Raw genomic sequence first — 19,748 nt, 5'->3', positions numbered from 1 at the left:
TTTATTGACTTTTAGGAATAAAGATAATGTTGTTGATGTATTCTTTTTTATTTTTTTCGTCGCTTATATTTTTCAGTAGAATGTCTTCCGATAATTTTTCCAGCCCGAAAGTATTTCTGTTAAGATAATGGGCATCATAACCCCAGGATTCTACTTCAGAGATTTCTTTCCAGATCGGGAGGTCATGGTGTCTTTGCTCCATTTCCACCATCAGTACCGGCAAAAACTTACAGATTACTTCACGGGCTCCATAAAGTGTTTTCATTTCATTCCCCTCAACATCTATTTTGATAAAATCCAGCCTGTGAATACTTTCAATGGCAGCCCAGTCATCAAGACGTATAACCTTTACCTTTTCGGTATAGCTTCTTTCCTCACCTTTTTCTTTGTAAGAGGTGTTTAGGGTTCCCCTGGAAGCAATTGTTTTACCGTTGATTATGGGTACTTTAAATTCGGCTGTCGTGTTTTCATCCGAAAGAGCCAACGGAAAAATGCGCATTTGCGGAAATAGTCTTTTAAGCCTTCTGTACAATTTTTTATTGGGTTCAAAAGCATAGATCTGTTCATGATCCAGCTTATTTTCCAGCTGGTATAAAAATGTGCCTACATTGGCACCTATATCAAAAATAACGGCTTTTTTAGGGAGAAATTCTTTAATCCATACCAATTCGGGTTCTACGTTTCTTGCAGAGAAATTATCTTTACTGAGATTGTTTAAATTTTTAAAAAATCTTTTCTTGTAAAAACCGGGACTTATATATTGCAGATTTTCAGCAATTCTTTGGTATATAGACATGCTTTTGCTTTTGACACGAGCAAATATACGCAAAAATGTTAAATTAATGTTAAAACAGTCAAATTATAAGTCTCTGGCTATCAACGAATATAATTTAAAACTATAAAAAGGGTGCATTCAGAAAATCATTCAGGGGCTTCATCACTTTAAAGATTTTTGCCAGGGTTTTTGAAGCACTTTTATCCGAAATTTCCTTATCCGAAAGATTATACACTACAATGAAGCTTTTCAGTTTCAGGTACTCAGCCATAGGATCTTCTTTTTCAAATCCCTGCGGCACTTTTTTCAGTTTATCATCCTGATCCAGCTCCGGAAAATATTTTTTAAATTCTTTATTGTTTAAAATGTTTAAAAATTCCTTCCCATACAGTGAAATTTCTTTTCTCAAGGTTTTCAGAACTGAAGATTCCGGCATGTAGATTCCTCCGGCAATAAAAGATTTTCCCGGCTCCAGGTGCAGATAATATCCGCCTTTCTGGCTGCCTTTCCCCATTCCAAGCGATGCGCCGATGTTGGTTTTATAAGGTGTTTTATCTTTTGAAAAACGGGTGTCCCTGTAAATTCTGAACAGGGATTTTTTAGCATCAATTTTTCCCAACTCAGAATCAAATTCAGACATCTCTGCAATCAGGTCTTCAAGAAATGCTACAATATTTTCCTGAGATTCGGTATAGAGATTTTTATTCTCTGTAAACCATTCACGGTTGTTATTTTCGGCAAGTTGTCTTAAAAAATCAAAAACTTTTGGTGAAACTGCTGCTGGCATATTTTTTTATTTTCAACCAAAATTAATCAAATTCGGCCAATACAGGAAATACATTTTTCCTGCCTACGACAGAGTCCATATCATAAATGGTATTTAAATTAAAATTAAAAATATGGCAGTTTTTCTGCGGAAATTATAAAAGCATTATCACTTTTAAATATTAAATTATTGTTTCTGTAATAATAGTTAAAATGTAATTCAAATAATAATTGTATCTTTGCAAAAATTTTAAAATATTTAATGAATTTATTTACGGAAACCAATTTAAGTCCTGATATTCTTAAGGCTATTGGCGAACTGGGTTACGAAAGCCCGACAGAAATCCAAAAACAGACTATCCCTTTTATTCTTTCAGATATTCGCGACTTGATCGCACTTGCGCAGACAGGGACAGGCAAAACAGCAGCGTTTTCGCTTCCGATTTTGGATATGATTGACGATACGAGTCGCAAAATCCAATTATTGGTCCTTTGTCCGACACGGGAATTATGTCTTCAGATTACGAAAGACATTAAAAACTACTCCAAATACATGAAAGACATCAAAACGACAGCCGTTTATGGTGGAAGCAGTATTATGGATCAGATCAGGTCTCTTAAGGACAAACCGCAGATTATTGTGGGAACTCCGGGAAGAGTAATTGACCTTATTAACAGAAAAGCACTGGATTTTTCTGCGATTCACTGGCTTGTGCTGGATGAAGCAGATGAGATGCTTTCAATGGGTTTCAAAGATGAGTTGGAAACAATCCTGAGTGAAACTCCTGAGACGAAACAAACTTTCCTTTTCTCTGCAACAATGAGCAAGGAAGTGGAAAGAATTTCTAAAAGCTACCTCACAAAACCGCACAGAATTTCTGTAGGTTCTATCAATGAGGTTAAGAAAAACATCAAGCATGAATATTATGTGATCGGTTATCGCCAGAAAAAAGAAGCTTTAAAGCGTCTTATCGATTCCAATCCGAATCAGTATTCTATTATTTTCTGCAGAACGAGAATGGAAACCCAGGAGGTTGCAGATTTCCTTATGCAGAACGGATACGCCGCAGATGCGCTTCACGGTGATCTTTCGCAGGCACAGAGAGATACGGTAATGAAGAAATTCAGGCTTAAAAATATCGATATTCTTGTGGCTACAGACGTTGCCGCAAGAGGATTAGATGTAAATTCCCTGACTCACGTTATCCATTATTCTCTTCCGGATGATCCTGAAGTTTTCGTTCACCGAAGCGGAAGAACGGGTAGAGCAGGAAAAGACGGTATTTCTATTGCCCTGATCAAGCCTGAAGAAAGCAGAAAGCTGAAGCAGATTAAATCGGTGACTAAAATTGAAATGCAAGAAGGTAAAATTCCTACCGGAGAAGATATTATCAAGGCTCAGGTGGGAGGCGTTTTTGAAAGTCTTTTTGAAATTCACGAAGATTTCTTTGAATTTGATGACTCCCTGATTCCCGATTTATCGGCATTCACAAAAGAAGAGCTTGCTCACAAACTCCTTCAGTTTCAGCTGAAAGATCTTGCAATGTATTATAAAGACAGACATGATCTTATTGATCAGAAACTGAGCAGCAGAGATGATGACGGAGGTTCCAGAAGAGACAGAAGAGACCGCGACAGAGACAGAGGAAGAGATCGTGACAGAGGCGAAAGAAGCGAGCGTAGCGGAAAGCCAAGAAGAAAAAATGAAGATATGGTAAGATTCTTCTTTAATCTGGGTAAAAAAGATCAGCTGAAGAAATTGGATGTATTGGATATTATCAACAAAGCGACTTCCGGAAAAAGCAAGAAAAGAGCTGAAATCGGGGATATCGAAATTCTTGAGAAATTCTCATTCTTCGAAGTTGAAAAATCATTCAAAGACAATGTTTTGAGCAACATCGGATCCATGAAATTCAAAGGAAAGGAAATGAGGGCTGAAGTAGCTAACTAAACTCCTTAAAACATACTGAAAACCGGCTGCATGGCCGGTTTTTTTATTTGATAATCAATCTGTAATGCAATGTTAACAAAACTTAATGTTGTATTGTTTCAGGTAAGGGCGTTTTTTAAGAAATTTGCACACGAATTATAAATACTTAAAAATGGGAATTGGTAATATTTTCCACGCTTTTCAACCAAAAGATAAAATCTTCTTCGTACTGTTCGAAAAAGTAACTGAAAACCTTGTAGCAATGTCTGAGGAATTCAATGCAGGAATTAAAGATTTTGATCTTAATGATGATTCCATGCTGAAAAAAATGAGCGACTTCGAACATAAAAATGATGAACTTACTCATGAGATCTTTGTAGAACTGGGAAAAAACTTCATTACACCTTTCGACAGAGAAGATATTCATACCCTTGCAACAGGGCTGGATGATATTGCAGATTATATTTATGCCTCAACAAAGTACATTTTCCTGTATAAATCTCCTGAGATGAAGGCATATTCCGATTTCTCATTATTGATTCACAAAGCATGTCTTGAAATCCAGAATGCTATGAAGAATCTTAAAGGCTTCAAAAATATGGAACAGGTAAAAGAAGCTTGTATTAAAGTGAACTCTATTGAAAATATAGCAGACGATCTTCTTTCCAATTCAATGGTGGAATTATTCGAAACGAATGATGCCATTAACATCATCAAAGTTTCATCTGTACTTAATTATCTTGAAGTCGTGACCGACAAAGCAGAAGATGTTGCCAATACCATTGAGAACATCATGATTAAATACGCTTAATTAATAATTATAATTAAACAATGGAATTTCCGATTTTACTTATAGTTATTATTGCTTTGGCTCTGATTTTCGATTACATTAATGGTTTTCATGATGCAGCCAACTCAATCGCGACTATTGTTTCTACAAAAGTTTTAACACCTTTCCAGGCTGTACTTTGGGCAGCTCTTTGGAATTTCGCGGCGTTCTTTATCGCTGCTTATATTATTGGCGAATTTAAAATCGGTAACACGATTGCCAAAACTGTTAATGAAAATTTTATCACCCTCGAAGTAATATTTTCCGGGCTTGTAGCCGCCATCGCATGGAATCTCCTTACATGGTGGTTCGGGATCCCATCTTCTTCTTCTCACACACTGATCGGAGGATTTCTGGGGGCAGCCTTAATGCATGCTTTCATGATGGATTATCATAGTGTTGTCGCAGCTCATCCGGAATTGGGGATGTGGGATACCATTAAAGAAGCGGCAAGCCAGGTAACGCAGCAGAGTGTTGTGAAATTTGATAAGGTAATCCCTATTTTCCTGTTCATTTTCATGGCTCCGATTATCGGGATGATTATCTCTATCATTATTACTTTAATTATCGTTCATCTTTATAAAAAATCAAATCCGCATAAAGCAGATCAGTCGTTCAAAAGATTACAGCTGGCTTCTTCAGCACTTTTCAGCTTAGGCCATGGCCTGAATGATGCGCAGAAAGTAATGGGAATCATCGGAGCGGCATTGATTTACTATCATGTGGAGATGCTTCAGGATCCTGTCTATCTCGCTATTCCTGCTGCCGGACGTTTTGATTATTTCGCTGAACATTATATCTGGGTTCCGTTGGTGTCATTCTTGGCAATTGGTTTGGGAACCATGAGTGGAGGCTGGAAGATCATCAAAACAATGGGAACCAAAATTACAAAAGTAACTTCCCTTGAAGGGGTGAGCGCAGAAACTGCTGGTGCGATTACTCTGTTTATTACGGATCACTTCGGAATTCCTGTTTCTACAACACACACCATAACAGGGTCCATCATCGGAGTTGGTCTTACAAAAAGAGTGTCTGCCGTACGCTGGGGGATCACCGTAAGCCTTCTTTGGGCATGGGTTCTTACCATCCCAATCTCTGCAATTGTTGCGGGAATTATGTATCTTGTGGTTACTTTCTTGTCATAAAAAACAATTTTATATATTACAAAAAACTTTGCTCATACGGGCAAAGTTTTTTATGTATAGTGGACTAAACATTCGGAGTTATTGCATCGAAAAACTATATACTATTTTATCATTTGGAGCAATTTGATCGCATCGAAAAGCAATATGTATATTTTATTGGAAGCTTTTTGACTTCGTCGAATTGTAATTAATATTTTTTAAGGAGCAATTTGATTACATCGAAAAGCAATATATATATTTTATTGGAAGCTTTTTCCTGCTTTCCGCACTCGCTATTTTCATGTTTCGGCGGTGCGGCGAAGCCGCGCCGCCGAAACATGAAAATGAGCTCAGACAGATGCTTCAATCAGGGCTAGGCCGCAGACTCTTATTTAAATATCAGGAATCAGGCAGACAGGGTTATTATTCCGGAAAATTAAATCTTCACCAGTAAACAGTAAGGATTTTTACTTTAAAAAGCCCCGGAAAAATTGTATTTTTGTTCAAACTATTAGAATTTATGGAATTTTTAGACAAATACCAGCAGATTGTTGCAGATGCTATCGCCAAATATACTTTTAAGGACAAGCCGACGGAGTTGTACGAACCGATGAACTATATCATTTCACATGGCGGGAAAAGACTCCGCCCGATTATGGTTCTTATGGCTTGCGACCTTTTTGGCGGTAATCTGACTGAAGCAATCAAACCTGCTCTTGCCATTGAATTTTTCCATAATTTCACCTTGATTCATGATGATATCATGGACGAAGCCCCGCTAAGAAGAAATAAACCAACGATTCACACATTACACGGAATCAATGTAGGTATTCTTTCAGGAGACGGACTCATGTTAAAAGCCTACAAATTCTTTGAAGACCTGGAGCCTGAAACATTCAAAGCATGTATCAGAATATTCACACATACAGGGCTGCTTTTGTGTGAAGGTCAGCAATATGATATTAATTTTGAAACCCAGGAAAATGTAACTTTTGATGACTATATCAGAATGATTACCTATAAAACCGGTGTTTTGAGTGCTTCTTCTTTTGAGATCGGAGCATTGATTGCCAAGGCCAACTTTAAAGATGCCAAAGCAATTTTCAATTTCGGAAAACATATCGGGATTGCCTTTCAGATCATGGATGATTATCTCGATGTATTCGGAGACCAGGCACAATTCGGAAAAAAACATGCCGGAGATATTTACGAAAATAAAAAGACGGTTCTTTATCTGATGGCAAGAGAGCACGCAACAGAAGAAGAAAGAAAAGAACTGGATTACTGGTATTCTAAAAAAACGGACAATATCGATAAAGTCTACGGAGTAGAGAAAATTTTCAGAAGAACAAAAGTAGACGAAAAAGCGTTACGACTGATCGAAAAGCACAACGAAATCGGACAGAGCTATCTCCAGAAAATTGATATTCCGGATGAAAAGAAAAAGCCATTCGCAGAATTGGCCAATTACTTATTAAGAAGAGAAAGTTAATGTGCTAATTTGAAAATGAGATAATTTTAAAATTCTAAATTGTTTCATTTTCAAATTTCCAAATTTCGAATGCAATGAAGTTCAGGACAGAAGTTGATATCATAGAATCGAAGAATAAGATCACGCTTGAAGATAGAATATTTTCAATCGGTTCTTGCTTTGCTTCTGAAATGTCGGATCTGTTTTCCCAGGGGCAGCTTCAGGCACTGAATAATCCTTTCGGAACTGTTTTTAACCCCTTTTCAATCAGCAATTCGGTAAAAAGGCTTCACGATGCGGAGTTTTATCATGAGGAAGAATTAATCACGTTTAATGACGAATTTATTTCTCTTGATCACCATACCGGTTTTGATACAAGATATATCCATCAGACATTAAATAAAATTAATGCTAAACTAGAAGAAGGAAATTCTTTTCTTCAGGAAACCGATTGGGTAATCATTACCTACGGAACGTCTTTCATCTACGAATTTCTTCCCAAACAGAAACTGGTCGCCAACTGTCACAAAATTCCGCAGAAATTCTTCGAAAAAAAATTGCTGAGCCATCACGAAATTACAGATGCCATTTATAACACGATATTAAATCTCAATGATATTTGTAAGGATGACGTTCAGATCCTTTTTACAGTGTCACCCGTTCGGCATACAAAAGACGGAATGATTGAAAATCAACTGAGTAAATCAAAACTGATTACGGCTGTTCATGAGGCCATTCAACAGTTTGAAAACTGCCATTACCTTCCGGTCTATGAAATCCTGATGGACGATTTGAGGGATTACCGTTTTTACAAAGAAGACATGATACATCCGAATACTCAGGCGGTAAATTATATCTTTGAGAAATTCGGGAATGCTTATTTTACTGATGAAACCAAAGAATTTATCAAAGAAAATTTTAAGATCAATAAAGCACTGGAACACAGAACCGGCGACGAAAAAGATCCTAAATATATCGAATTTAAAGAAAAATTAAATCAAAAAATTGAAGTACAACGACAAAAAGTAAAACATAAAATCTTTTCAGATGTCTGATTTTACCACAATTGAATATCTGAAATCAGGAAATGAAAGACAGCAAAAAGCCTATCAGCTTCTTTCAAAACATTGCTTCTTTGAGAAATTAAAAGCATATTCCCCAATTTTAGCCGGAACAATTCCTATTGAAATTGATATTGAAGGTAGTGATCTTGATATAATCTGTAAAGTTGATCTTAAATTTGAAGAAAATTTTTTGAATGATGTATTGAGCTGTATTCCTCACGATGCAGAAATTAAGGTGGAATATCCTGTTCTTAATGGTGAAAAATGTATTACTGTTAATTTTGGATTGGAAGAATTTCCTATCGAAATTTTCGGACAGAATAAACCTTCAACAATGCAGAATGCTTACCGGCATATGATTGCGGAATACAAAATACTTCAGGAAAAAGGAGAAGATTTTAAACAAAAAATAATACAGTTAAAACAGCAGGGAATGAAGACGGAACCGGCTTTTGGGATGCTTCTGGGACTTGAAAATCCTTATGAGGACCTGTTAAAATTATAAAGAAAAATGATTGATACCCATACCCATTTATACGCAGAAGAATTTGATGACGACAGAAAAGAAACAATTCAAAGAGCACTAGATAAAGGAATAACCGAATTCTATCTTCCTGCCATCGACTCAGAATCGCACGAAAAAATGCTTCAGCTGGAAGCAGAATATCCGAACCGCATTTTTTCCATGATGGGCCTCCATCCATGTTATGTGAAACCTGAAACCTGGGAAAAAGAATTGGAAATCGTTAAAAATTACCTGGATAAAAGAAATTTTCCCGCTATCGGAGAAATTGGCATTGATCTGTACTGGGATAAAACAACGCTCGATATTCAAATTAAAGCTTTTGAACAGCAGATTGACTGGGCCATCGAAAAAGATCTGCCGATCGTAATTCATACACGCGAAAGCTTTGATGAAACATTTGAAGTTCTGGAAAGAAAAAAACACCCGAAACTGAGGGGGATTTTCCATTGTTTTTCAGGAAACCTGGAGCAGGCAAAGCATGCCATAGATCTGAATTTTATCTTGGGAATTGGTGGAGTAGTGACCTTTAAAAACGGAAAAATAGATCAGTTCCTGAATGAAATTCCTTTAGATAAAATCGTTCTTGAAACAGATTCTCCCTACCTTGCACCCGTTCCGCACCGTGGGAAACGAAATGAAAGTTCGTATCTTGACCTTGTCGCCGGAAAACTGGTGGATATTTATAAATCTGATTTTTCGGAGATTGACAGGATTACGACGGAGAATGCAAAGATATTATTTAAACAAGTTTAATATCAGCAAGCTATAAAAAAGCCTTCCACTCCGGAAGGCTTTTTTATTATTTTTTCCTTGTAAAATTCTTATTTTTTGGCTTTTTAAATCCCGTAGGAGCAGCTGCAGAATCGGGTTTATTCCTGTTTTTCGACCTTGGAGCACCGCTGCCGGATCTTGCAGGTTTTGGCTTGTGTGAACCGGGGTTAAAAGGTTTGTTGTTAGAATCCCTCTTTTGGACCACAAGATCATCGGTATGAAAAGGATGGTCTTTGATGACAGGGATCTTCTTTCCGATCAGCTTTTCTGTGTTTTTCAGGTTTAATAAATCCAGGCCGTCTACAAAAGATATGGAAGTTCCTTCTGCGCCCGCTCTTCCCGTTCTTCCGATTCGGTGAACATACGTTTCAGAAACATCGGAAAGCTCGAAATTAATCACAAATTTAAGTTCATCAATATCAATTCCCCTCGCCGCAATATCAGTCGCCACTAAAACCCTTGTTTTACCGGATTTAAAATTATTTAATGCATTCTGACGTGCATTCTGCGACTTATTACCATGAATTGCTTCTGTCGTGATCTGATCTTTCTGAAGTTTTCTTGCAATTTTATCGGCCCCGTGTTTTGTTCTCGAAAAAACAAGAACAGAATCGGAAATATCATTCTTCAGAATATGCGTTAAAAGATTCAGCTTATTGTCCTTTTCCACAAAATAAACCGACTGCTTTATGGTATCTGCAGTTGATGAAACAGGCGTTACCTCCACTTTTACAGGATTGTTCAGGATAGAATCTGCCAGTTTCTGTATCTCTGCAGGCATGGTGGCGGAGAAAAATAAGGTTTGCCTTTTTTGTGGTAATAGTTTAATAATTCTTTTTACATCGTGTACAAAGCCCATGTCCAGCATTCTGTCGGCTTCGTCCAATACAAAGATTTCAAGGTTTTTTAAGCTGATGATTCCCTGGGCAATAAAGTCCAGCAATCTTCCCGGAGTAGCAACAAGAATGTCAACTCCTTTTTTCAGAGCAGTTTCCTGGTTTCCTTGTTTTACACCTCCGAAAATAACAAGATGCTTCAGCGGTAAATATTTTCCGTAAGCCTTGATGTTTTCTTCAATCTGGATAGCCAGCTCTCTTGTGGGCGTTAAAATTAAAGCCTTGATATGTTTATTTGGAAATTTATTTTGAGAAAGATTCTGAAGAATAGGAATGGCAAAAGCAGCCGTTTTTCCTGTTCCTGTCTGTGCGCATCCTAAAAAATCCCTTCCTTTCGTAATTTCCGGAATCGATTTTTCCTGGATTGGGGTAGGGTTGGTATATCCTTGTTCCTGAATTGCTTTGGCAATAGGTTCTATTAAATTTAGATCTGTAAAATTCAAATGAATTGTTTTTTTTATAATTACAATAAAAATTCCTTCATTTTGAAGGAATTATATTTTGCAAAGGTAGTTTAAATATTTTTAATGGTATTAATTCACTTTCGTCCACTGTTGGTTCTTTCTCAGATCCTCAAAAAATTTGTACAGTTCAGATAGTTTTTCACTTCCGTGTTTACCATAATCTTCCACATGTTTTGAAGTTCCGTCCGCAAATTTTATTCTCAGATGGGAAGAGGGAAGATCAGTTACATTCTTTTCACCATAATTATCATTCAGGTTTTTTACATCCAGTCCGTCAAGCATAGAGATAAGCTTATTGTAATCTTCCTGTTTAATCGTTCCTTTGAATGTTCCTTCGCGCGGTTTCGAGAATTCATCTTTTGAAGGCCTGTCGCTGAAATTAAAATGTTCCGCTTCAAAAACAGCCGTTCGGTCGGCATTGATGGTCATCTTAAAAACCGGGCAAAACCCAAAGCAGGGCGTTGCTTCATATTCAATAGTAGAATATTTTGAATTCATTTTCTGGGAATTGCATGAAAATAAAACGATAAAAGCAAAAAGGCCGAATATATATTTCATAATTTTAAAATTTGGATTGAATTATTCAATAATTATTCCGAAAAACAAGTATTGAAAGGCGATAACATAAATTTAACAAAGAAAAATATTCAGAATTAAATTTATTTAAATATAACCCATCGAATAAGATTTAATTGGCACTTATATTCTAAAAAGCTGAACCTCGGGTTAATTCCCAAGGTTCTTTTATTCTGAAAAATACCGATGAAGTATTAAGAAATTTATTATCCATGAAGCTGTTTCCAGATCGCATCTTTCAGCTCTGTAAGGCCTTCTCCCGTAACACCGGAGAAAAATAATGGCTGTTTGTTTTCGGGGAATTCTGCCGAGATTTCCTTTTTCAGCTCATCATCCAGAAGGTCTGACTTTGAAATAGAAACAATAAAATCTTTATCCAGCAGTTCGGGATTATATTCCTTTAATTCATTTTCCAATATTTTAAACTCCTGAAAATGATCCTCAGAGTCGGCAGGAATTAAAAATAATAAGATTGAATTTCTCTCGATATGTCTTAAAAATCGGTGTCCCAAACCTTTACCTTCCGCAGCGCCTTCAATAATCCCCGGAATATCCGCCATTACAAAAGACTTGTAATTTCTGTAATCTACAATTCCCAGATTAGGAGTCAGGGTTGTGAAGGCATAATCTGCAATTTTTGGTTTGGCTGCAGAAACAGAAGCCAAAAGAGTAGATTTTCCGGCATTCGGGAATCCTACAAGCCCTACATCGGCAAGAATTTTAAGCTCAAAAGTTACATAGCCTTCCTGGCCGTCCATTCCCGGTTGAGCAAATCTTGGTGTCTGGTTGGTGGATGATTTGAAATGCTCGTTTCCTTTTCCGCCCATTCCTCCTTCCATCAGGATGATTTCCTGTCCGTCTTCCAGAATTTCCCCGATGATTTCACCGTCTTCATTCTTCGCAATCGTCCCGATGGGAACTTCGATGTATACGTCGGCTCCGTAAGCACCTGTAAGTTGATTTTTTCCTCCGTTTTCACCGCGTTCTGCTTTTACGTGACGGGTGTATCGAAGAGGCAGTAAAGTCCATTCGTTGGCATTTCCTTTCATGATAACGTGGCCTCCGCGACCACCGTCACCACCGTCCGGTCCACCTTTTGGAATATATTTCTCACGGCGAAGATGGGCAGAACCTGCACCTCCGTGGCCGCTTTTACAATGAATCTTTACGTAATCTACAAAATTTGACATAATTTTAATTCAAGGTTTTATGTTGAAGGTTCAAAGTTTTAACCTTGAATTTGGAACTTTGAACCTTGAATCAAAAATTTTTATTTTTGAACCTTTTCTACTTCAGCAAAAAGTTTCTCAGAAATCTCGTCGATATCTCCGACACCGTTGATCTCCACATATTTGCCCTGCTGCTTGTACAGTTCGGCAACTTCTGCTGTTTTTGCGTAGTATTCTTTTATTCTGTTTTCGATGATTTCTACATTGCTATCGTCTGATCTTCCGCTGATTTCACCTCTCTTCAAAAGTCTTTCAACCAAAATTTTATCTTCAACTACCAATGAAAGACAAACATCGATCTCATCGTTTAATTCTTCTTTTACAATTTTTTCCAGGGCTTCCGTCTGCACGGCAGTTCTCGGATATCCGTCGAAAATGAATCCTGCCGCATCGGTAGGTTTTCTGATCTCGTCAATCAGCATATCTGTTGTTACCTGATCCGGAACCAGCTCTCCTTTGTCAATATAAGATTTTGCTAGTTTTCCAAGCTCGGTATCATTTTTCATATTGAATCTGAAAAGGTCACCTGTTGAGATCTGTTTTAAATTGAATTTCTTAATCAGGTTCTGAGCCTGAGTTCCTTTTCCACTTCCCGGAGGGCCGAACAGAACAATGTTTATCATAATGTGGTTTCGCTGTTGGCAATTGGCGTTGGCTTCTTGCTCTTAGCATTTTTAAATTAATAATTACTTTTTATTTAGATATAATTTTTAAAAGCTAATAGCCAAAAGCTAGAAGCTAATAGCAATTTAGTGGTTGATTTGTCCTTCTTCCAGTTGATACAGATTTGGTAAATTTCTTCCCAATTCATCGTAATCCAGTCCGTAGCCGAGAACAAATTTGTTTGGAATCTCTTTTCCGATATAATCCAGCTTGAAATCTTTTTTATACACTTCCGGTTTCAGAAGGAATGAGGCCAGCTTTACCGATTTCGGGCGTTGTGTTTCCTTGAAGTATTTGAAAAGGCTTTCCACTGTATTTCCGGTATCCACAATATCTTCCACCAAAATGATATGACGGTCTTTCACGTCTTTCGTCAATTCCATTTTCTGGTAAACGATTCCCGTAGATTCCGTTCCTACATAAGAGCTCATCTGGATAAAAGCAATTTCGCAAGGACCCGGGTAATGCTTCAGCAGATCCGAGAAGAACATGATCACCCCGTTCAATACTCCGATGAAAACAGGAACTTCATCCTTGTAATCTTCATAAATTTTTAAAGCGGTTGCTTTTACAATTTCCTGAATTTCGGCGTCCTCCAGATAAGGAACGAAAGTTTTGTCGTGAACTTTAATACTTTCCATAAAAATTTTAGTAGGCTGCAAAGTTAATGATTTTTGATGAAAGTTTTCAATGGGTGGAAGAGTGATTGGTTTTATGATGACATTGAACCTTCGTGGTTTTTAAAACCTTGAAAGCCTGGCGACGAAATATTTTCCTTATCTTTGCCACTCACAAAACCCATAATATCAGGATGTAGGATACAGTTTCTTTCAGATTTAATCGACAATAACAGATGCGTTATTGCATTTTCAACTTTAATAAAGAAAGAAATCATGATTTTTTTACACGATATAACTTTTGGGTTTCCTGCAGGAGATCTGCTTTTTAATTCTATTACTTTAACGATACCATCTCATTCAAAATCCGCTTTGGTAGGAAGCAACGGCATGGGGAAATCAACACTTCTGAAGATCATGGCAAAAGAAACGGAACCTTTGCAGGGAAATATCAATGCAGAAGGAGAACTGTTTTATGTTCCGCAAATGTTCGGAAACTTTAATGAACTAACCATTGCGCAATGTCTTAAAATTGATAATAAACTTAACGCCCTTCAAAACATTACAAATGGGGAAGTAGATGAAATTTATTTTGAAACATTGAACGACGATTGGGATATCGAAGAACGTTGTCGACAGGCTTTACAGTATTGGAAGCTTGAAAATTTAGATCTCAATCAAAAACTGGAAAGCCTGAGCGGCGGACAAAAAACAAAAGTTTTCCTGGCGGGAATTCAGATTAATCAACCCGAAATTATCTTGCTGGACGAACCGACCAATCATCTTGATCTGGAAGGCAGGAATCTGCTGTATGATTTTATTGAGAAATCAAGTGCAACAATTGTTATGGTCAGTCACGACCGGACTTTGCTGAATCTCGCAGATACAATTTTTGAACTCAGCAAACAGGGGATTTCAAGCTATGGCGGAAATTATGATTTTTATGCTGAACAGAAAGCAATTGAAAATGAGGCTCTGCAGAATGACATTCATGCTAAAGAAAGAGCTTTGAAAAAGGCCAAAGAAAAGGAACGCGAAACGCTGGAACGAAAGCAGAAGCTTGATGCGAGAGGAAGAGGAAAGCAGGAAAAATCGAGTGTCGCCAGGATTATGATGAATACGCTGCGAAATAATGCCGAGAAAAATTCTTCGAAGTTGAAAGCGGTTCATGCCGGGAAAATTAATGATATTTCCGGGGATTTGCGGGATTTGCGTTCCTCGGTGAGAAATTTGGATCAGATGAAGGTGAACTTTAATGATTCTGATTTGCATGCCGGGAAAATTCTGATTTCAGTCGAGGATATGAATTTTAGATATCATGATAAAAATCTTTGGAAAGAAAATCTCAATCTTGAAATCCGAAGTGGTGACAGAATTTCGATTAAAGGTTCGAACGGTTCCGGAAAAACGACTTTGATTAAATTGCTGTCAGGAGATTTACTGCCTTCTTCCGGGAGTATTTCGAGGTCGGATTTTAATACGATTTATATTGATCAGGAATATTCTTTACTTGATAAAACGGCAACCCTGTATGAATTTGCCCAAAAGTTCAACGATCACGCAATGTCGGAATCGGAAGTGAAAACCTTATTGTCAAGATTTTTATTCGGAAAGGAAACTTGGGATAAAAAATGTGATGTGTTAAGCGGCGGCGAACGTCTTCGGCTTTTGCTGTGCGGACTTTCCATCAGCAATAAAGCTCCCGATATGATTATTCTTGACGAACCGACGAATAATTTAGACCTTCAGAATGTTGAAATTCTGACGAATTCTATTAAGGATTATCATGGAACGTTGGTGGTGATTTCGCATGATGGGGTGTTTTTGGAGGAGATTGGGGTTGTGAGTGCGGTGTTGCTGGAGTTGTAATAATATAAATGTAGTTTGTCATTCTACAGAAGTCTTTCTGATAAAGTTTTTAATATCCACTAATCAATACTGTTTTTAAGAATTAGTAGAGTTATTAACCTCACAGGTTTTCAAAACCTGTGAGGTTTGAATAAATCTGTAGTTCATATGTAGGCTAAAACCTTCAAGGTCTTTATTTAATATCTATTAACCAATACTGTTTTTTAAGATTATATTTTTTTAAAACATTTATATTAGGAATGGTCCAGTCAAAATTTTTTTTATATTGATCAGTAAAAGTCAATGTATATGTTTTATTCTTTTCAAAAAAGTTTTCTCCGAAAAATTTGGGACATCTTACAATAATCGGAATTTGCTTATTCTCATAATTCTTCAGAGATGTATCAATGATTTCAAACTCTAAAACAAAAGCATACGCAATATAACCACAATTACCCGGTAGCTTAAAATCATTGACAATCTTTCCTGTTAATTGATATTGATTTTTTTTGAGTTTATTATTTTGTGCAATTGCCGATACATTAATGAACAGCAATAAGAAAATGAGTTTAATGGTTGTTTTCATGGATTGGAATCTGATATTGATTTCCTGATGATTATTTTAATTTGATCTCAGGTAATTGGTAGTTTCCGACAACTTCAACCATCTTTGTAGAGTTTTCCTTAAGATTTTTGAAAAAGGCATCAATATCTTCTTGATAGCCCCTTTCACTTACGCCAAAAAGTAAAATCCCATTATTATTTTTATCGGAGATTAATTTATAGCGGTAAACATTTCTTTCAGCAATTAAGATTTCTTTTCCGTTAGCTGAATTTTTGCTGATAATGAAGTCCAGAATATACTCTCCCTTGTTTTCGTACGTCGTATAGTTGATAACAGGATTTGACTGCTTCATCTTCTCAAGTTCACTGATTTTTTGATTAATGGCATCTTCCAGTTTAAAATCTCCTTTTACAAAATCGATCATGATAAGCGTATTGTATTTTTCTATATTGTCATTGGGACCTAAATATTCCTGTTTGTAATAATTGCTATTCGGGTGTGAACTCCATGCTAAATGATATGTTTTGGAATCAATGGTGATGGGGCCCGGAATGTTTAGATATTCTGTTACCTTATTTTGTGCAGTTAACGAGAAGAAGGGTAGTAAAAGGAAAATTAGTGATTTTAATTGTTTATACATGATTAATTTTATTAGTTGAAATTTAGTCATTTGATCTTGAAGGAATATCCGTCTGATGAAGAAGTCTCATGATTTTAATTTCTTTATTGTTGAGATCGATTTTGTAAAATGGAATGGGTGTTTATTCTTAAAAGAAATATTGTTTATTTGGATATTTTTGGTGTAGCTTTTCCAGAAATTCTTTAAGGTTAAAATTCGTAATAAATCCTGATTTTTCACCTTTTTTTAATTCGTTGATTATATTTATTTTCATATGAATGTAAAGATATAATTATTTGGAATGATAGCTTATTAAAAATATTTGTAAATATATCCTTACTAATGAGCCTATAAAGATTGCGCTTATTTAAGTAAGCAAATATAATTAATCTAATGCAACCACATGATTTTCACCCATCCCAAAAATAAATTCAACACAAATTTGCCCACCCAATTTTTTAAAAGTAATTTTGCATGAATCTAAAATAAAAGTAAAATATGTCAACTTACGTAGTTGTAGGTCTTCAGTACGGAGATGAAGGGAAAGGAAAAATCACGGATGTTTTATCAGCGAAATCGGATTATGTGGTGCGCTTCCAGGGGGGAGATAACGCAGGGCATACCGTATATGTAGGCGATGAAAAATTCGTATTGCACCTTCTTCCGTCGGGAGTTCTTCAGTGCAAAGGGAAATGTATCATTGCAAACGGAGTAGTGGTAAACCCTAAATCTTTCATTAAGGAGGTGAATCAGATCGAAAGCAAAGGCTTGAGAACAGATCATATTTTCATCAGCAGAAGAGCGCATGTCATCATGCCTTACCACATTCTTTTGGATACCTACCGTGAAGAAGAACACGGAGGAACGCAGATCGGTACCACCAAAAAAGGGATCGGACCTTGCTACGAAGATAAAATCGCAAGAGTAGGAATCAGAATGGTAGACCTTCTGAACCCTGAGATTTTAAGAGAAAAAATTGAGAAAAACTTAAAAATTAAGAACTCTCTATTTGAAAAATATTTCGATAAACCTACACTGGACGTTGAAGAAATTTACAACGAATATTTAGAGATCGGAAAACAACTTCAGGACAGAATTGTTGATACGGAACTGGAATTGAACGAAGCCATCCAGGAAGGTAAAAACGTATTGTTTGAAGGAGCGCAGGCTTTGATGCTGGATATCGACTTCGGAACGTATCCGTACGTAACATCATCTTCACCTTCAACAGGAGGTGTATGTACCGGAGCCGGAGTGCCGCCAACATCCCTTCAAAACTTAATCGGTGTTGCTAAAGCGTACTGTACAAGAGTTGGAAACGGACCTTTCCCATCAGAATTAGACAATGAATTAGGAGAAAAGATCAGACAGATCGGGGGTGAATTCGGTGCAACTACCGGAAGACCGAGAAGAACAGGCTGGCTAGATTTGGTTTCTTTAAAACATGCTTGTATGATCAATGGAATCAATAACCTGGTAATCACTAAATTAGATGTTCTTACCGGAATTGATACCATTAAAATCGCTACACATTACAAAACGGAAGACGGAAAAATCATCGATTATTTCACTTCTTCTACCACAAAATTATATGACTACGAAGCTATTTATGAAGAGCTTCCGGGTTGGACAGAAGACATCACCCAAGCAAGAAGCTATGATGAACTTCCGCAAACGGCTCAGGAATATATCGAGTTTATTGAAAAGTATTTAGGAATCAACGTTTATTTGGTTTCTGTAGGTCCTGAAAGAAGTCAGAACATCATCAGAAAAGAATTATTCTAAAATATTTATATTATCATAATGAAAAAGACTGTCGCAAGATGGTCTTTCTTTTTATTTATTCTAAATAGCTGAAAATCAAAAAATTGTAATTGCAATTAGTGGGTGATTGTTATTTAAAGCATAGTTAAATTTTAAAACTGGCAGTTAATTTTTAAAAATGGTGTATTTTTAACAATAAAATGGCAAAAATTTTGATATTGAAATAATAACCATGGATTAAAGGTGACAATCTGATAATCTCAATTTAACAATTTAATATCAAAAAGGATGAAACACATGCATCAGAATCAGGAATTTCGTTTCAACGAAGTTCTTTTCGAGAACCGCAACAAGCAATACGGTGCCTATGTCTTAAGAAATGAATCAGACAGAATTTTAACGAAAGCACTTTTTATAGGGGTGAGCATTTTAGCGGCGATTTCTTTGACGCCTTTAATTGCAAATGCTTTTAAATCCGAACCTATTAAGGAACCTATTTACGATGGAGGGCATATTTTTAAACCGGTTATAACCCCTGAAAAAGATCCGCCTGCACCAGTAAAACCTCAACCTGTTCCTGAGAAAATAAAAACGGTTGATAAAACTGTTCCTGAACCAAAAGCAATTGTTACTAATGAGAAAAAAGTAATAACTCCTAAGGATGAGCAAAATGCAGCTGCAGGTATACAGACATCAGAAGGAAAAGAAGTTCCTACTATAAAATATGTGCCAATAGCACCTCCTATTACTAGTGGAGGAAATACACAACAGGTAGTGCAACCTAAAGTGCAGCCAAAGGAAGATAATTCTCCTAAAACAGTTGTAGATGTAGAAGCAAGTTTTGTAGGCGGTCTGGATTCTTTTAGAAATAAAGTAATGAATAACTTTGACGGATCAGGATTTGATTCCGGTGAAGTAATGAAGACAATGGTTACTTTTATTGTAGAGAAAGATGGTACTATTTCGGGAATCAAAGCTGATGGAAAAGATGTGGATTTTAATAGCGAAGCGATGAGAACTATTAAAAGCATTAAAGGGAAATGGGTGCCTGCGAAAGTAAACGGACAACCTGTAAGAAGTTACTTTAAATTCCCGATTTCCATGAAGTTCGATAATTAAAAATAACAACAGATCTTGAACAGTTATCCACAAATATTTTTTTTTGTGGATAATTTTTTTTTAGGGTTAAAAGGCTTATTAACAATATTTTAACTCATTTTCCGTTTTATCGGTTCATTCAGAGCACGGAAAA

General features: G+C 36.5%; 19 protein-coding genes. 10 read left to right on the top strand and 9 right to left on the bottom strand.

Going from position 1 to position 19,748, the window contains the following annotated elements:
- Position 1 precedes the first annotated feature (1 nt).
- Complete coding sequence (locus U9K52_RS06130; protein WP_248394431.1) at positions 2 to 796, bottom strand: FkbM family methyltransferase; 795 nt, start codon at positions 794 to 796, stop codon at positions 2 to 4.
- Positions 797 to 896: 100 nt separating this feature from the next.
- The gene (locus U9K52_RS06125; protein WP_322925658.1) at positions 897 to 1,562 is read right to left on the bottom strand and encodes a DUF2461 domain-containing protein; all 666 of its coding nucleotides are present in this window, start codon (positions 1,560 to 1,562) and stop codon (positions 897 to 899) included.
- Between the two features lie 240 nt (positions 1,563 to 1,802).
- On the opposite strand from U9K52_RS06125, the gene U9K52_RS06120 reads away from it, so the two are divergent.
- The 7 genes from U9K52_RS06120 to U9K52_RS06090 all read left to right on the top strand — a co-directional run bounded on the left by U9K52_RS06120 (position 1,803) and on the right by U9K52_RS06090 (position 9,237).
- Complete coding sequence (locus U9K52_RS06120) at positions 1,803 to 3,491, top strand: DEAD/DEAH box helicase (RefSeq protein WP_248394428.1); 1,689 nt, start codon at positions 1,803 to 1,805, stop codon at positions 3,489 to 3,491.
- 151 nt (positions 3,492 to 3,642) lie between these two features.
- Positions 3,643 to 4,281, top strand: coding sequence for a DUF47 domain-containing protein (locus U9K52_RS06115; protein WP_072884742.1), 639 nt, complete (start codon positions 3,643 to 3,645; stop codon positions 4,279 to 4,281).
- Positions 4,282 to 4,301: 20 nt separating this feature from the next.
- Positions 4,302 to 5,444 carry an inorganic phosphate transporter gene (locus tag U9K52_RS06110; RefSeq protein WP_248394427.1) on the top strand — a complete coding sequence of 381 codons (1,143 nt, stop codon included), beginning with the start codon at positions 4,302 to 4,304 and terminating at the stop codon, positions 5,442 to 5,444.
- A 499-nt stretch (positions 5,445 to 5,943) separates the two neighbouring features.
- The gene (locus U9K52_RS06105; protein WP_248394426.1) at positions 5,944 to 6,915 is read left to right on the top strand and encodes a polyprenyl synthetase family protein; all 972 of its coding nucleotides are present in this window, start codon (positions 5,944 to 5,946) and stop codon (positions 6,913 to 6,915) included.
- A gap of 74 nt (positions 6,916 to 6,989) precedes the next feature.
- Complete coding sequence (locus tag U9K52_RS06100) at positions 6,990 to 7,949, top strand: GSCFA domain-containing protein (RefSeq protein WP_263602518.1); 960 nt, start codon at positions 6,990 to 6,992, stop codon at positions 7,947 to 7,949.
- Entirely contained in the window at positions 7,942 to 8,463 is a 522-nt protein-coding gene (locus tag U9K52_RS06095; protein ID WP_263602519.1) for a DUF4269 domain-containing protein, read from the top strand. Before U9K52_RS06100 ends, U9K52_RS06095 begins: the two co-directional genes overlap by 8 nt.
- 6 nt (positions 8,464 to 8,469) lie before the next feature.
- Positions 8,470 to 9,237, top strand: coding sequence for a TatD family hydrolase (locus U9K52_RS06090; protein WP_322925657.1), 768 nt, complete (start codon positions 8,470 to 8,472; stop codon positions 9,235 to 9,237).
- Positions 9,238 to 9,283: 46 nt separating this feature from the next.
- Here the strand turns inward: U9K52_RS06090 and U9K52_RS06085 are convergent, their stop codons facing one another.
- The 5 genes from U9K52_RS06085 to U9K52_RS06065 all read right to left on the bottom strand — a co-directional run bounded on the left by U9K52_RS06085 (position 9,284) and on the right by U9K52_RS06065 (position 13,724).
- Positions 9,284 to 10,594, bottom strand: coding sequence for a DEAD/DEAH box helicase (locus tag U9K52_RS06085; protein ID WP_322925656.1), 1,311 nt, complete (start codon positions 10,592 to 10,594; stop codon positions 9,284 to 9,286).
- A 90-nt stretch (positions 10,595 to 10,684) separates the two neighbouring features.
- Complete coding sequence (locus tag U9K52_RS06080; protein WP_248394420.1) at positions 10,685 to 11,173, bottom strand: DUF6438 domain-containing protein; 489 nt, start codon at positions 11,171 to 11,173, stop codon at positions 10,685 to 10,687.
- Between the two features lie 224 nt (positions 11,174 to 11,397).
- Positions 11,398 to 12,381, bottom strand: coding sequence for a GTPase ObgE (gene obgE, locus U9K52_RS06075; RefSeq protein ID WP_248394419.1), 984 nt, complete (start codon positions 12,379 to 12,381; stop codon positions 11,398 to 11,400).
- An 80-nt stretch (positions 12,382 to 12,461) separates the two neighbouring features.
- Positions 12,462 to 13,043: an adenylate kinase gene (locus tag U9K52_RS06070; RefSeq protein ID WP_123851084.1), complete on the bottom strand. Its 582-nt coding sequence runs from the start codon at positions 13,041 to 13,043 to the stop codon at positions 12,462 to 12,464.
- 126 nt (positions 13,044 to 13,169) lie between these two features.
- Positions 13,170 to 13,724, bottom strand: a complete 555-nt coding sequence (locus U9K52_RS06065; RefSeq protein ID WP_072884752.1) for a phosphoribosyltransferase — start codon at positions 13,722 to 13,724, stop codon at positions 13,170 to 13,172.
- Between the two features lie 252 nt (positions 13,725 to 13,976).
- Here U9K52_RS06065 and U9K52_RS06060 point away from each other — a divergent pair, with 252 nt between their 5' ends.
- Positions 13,977 to 15,569, top strand: coding sequence for an ABC-F family ATP-binding cassette domain-containing protein (locus tag U9K52_RS06060; RefSeq protein ID WP_322925655.1), 1,593 nt, complete (start codon positions 13,977 to 13,979; stop codon positions 15,567 to 15,569).
- 172 nt (positions 15,570 to 15,741) lie between these two features.
- On the opposite strand, the gene U9K52_RS06055 is transcribed toward U9K52_RS06060, so the two are convergent.
- Positions 15,742 to 16,134, bottom strand: coding sequence for a hypothetical protein (locus tag U9K52_RS06055; RefSeq protein ID WP_263602523.1), 393 nt, complete (start codon positions 16,132 to 16,134; stop codon positions 15,742 to 15,744).
- A gap of 31 nt (positions 16,135 to 16,165) precedes the next feature.
- Positions 16,166 to 16,753, bottom strand: a complete 588-nt coding sequence (locus U9K52_RS06050) for a hypothetical protein (protein ID WP_263602524.1) — start codon at positions 16,751 to 16,753, stop codon at positions 16,166 to 16,168.
- A gap of 477 nt (positions 16,754 to 17,230) precedes the next feature.
- Between U9K52_RS06050 and U9K52_RS06045 the strand changes: the two genes are divergently transcribed.
- Together U9K52_RS06045 and U9K52_RS06040 are read left to right on the top strand one after the other, a co-directional pair.
- Positions 17,231 to 18,517 (top strand): adenylosuccinate synthase, encoded by a 1,287-nt coding sequence (locus tag U9K52_RS06045; RefSeq protein ID WP_322925654.1) that lies wholly within the window; start codon positions 17,231 to 17,233, stop codon positions 18,515 to 18,517.
- A 267-nt stretch (positions 18,518 to 18,784) separates the two neighbouring features.
- Entirely contained in the window at positions 18,785 to 19,615 is an 831-nt protein-coding gene (locus tag U9K52_RS06040) for a hypothetical protein (protein WP_322925653.1), read from the top strand.
- Positions 19,616 to 19,748: the final 133 nt, after the last annotated feature.

Origin of the sequence: Chryseobacterium sp. MHB01, from assembly GCF_034651565.1 — a bacterium.
In the GTDB taxonomy this organism is placed as follows: Bacteria; Bacteroidota; Bacteroidia; order Flavobacteriales; family Weeksellaceae; genus Chryseobacterium; species Chryseobacterium nepalense.
This window is presented reverse-complemented; position numbering and strand designations above follow the sequence as displayed.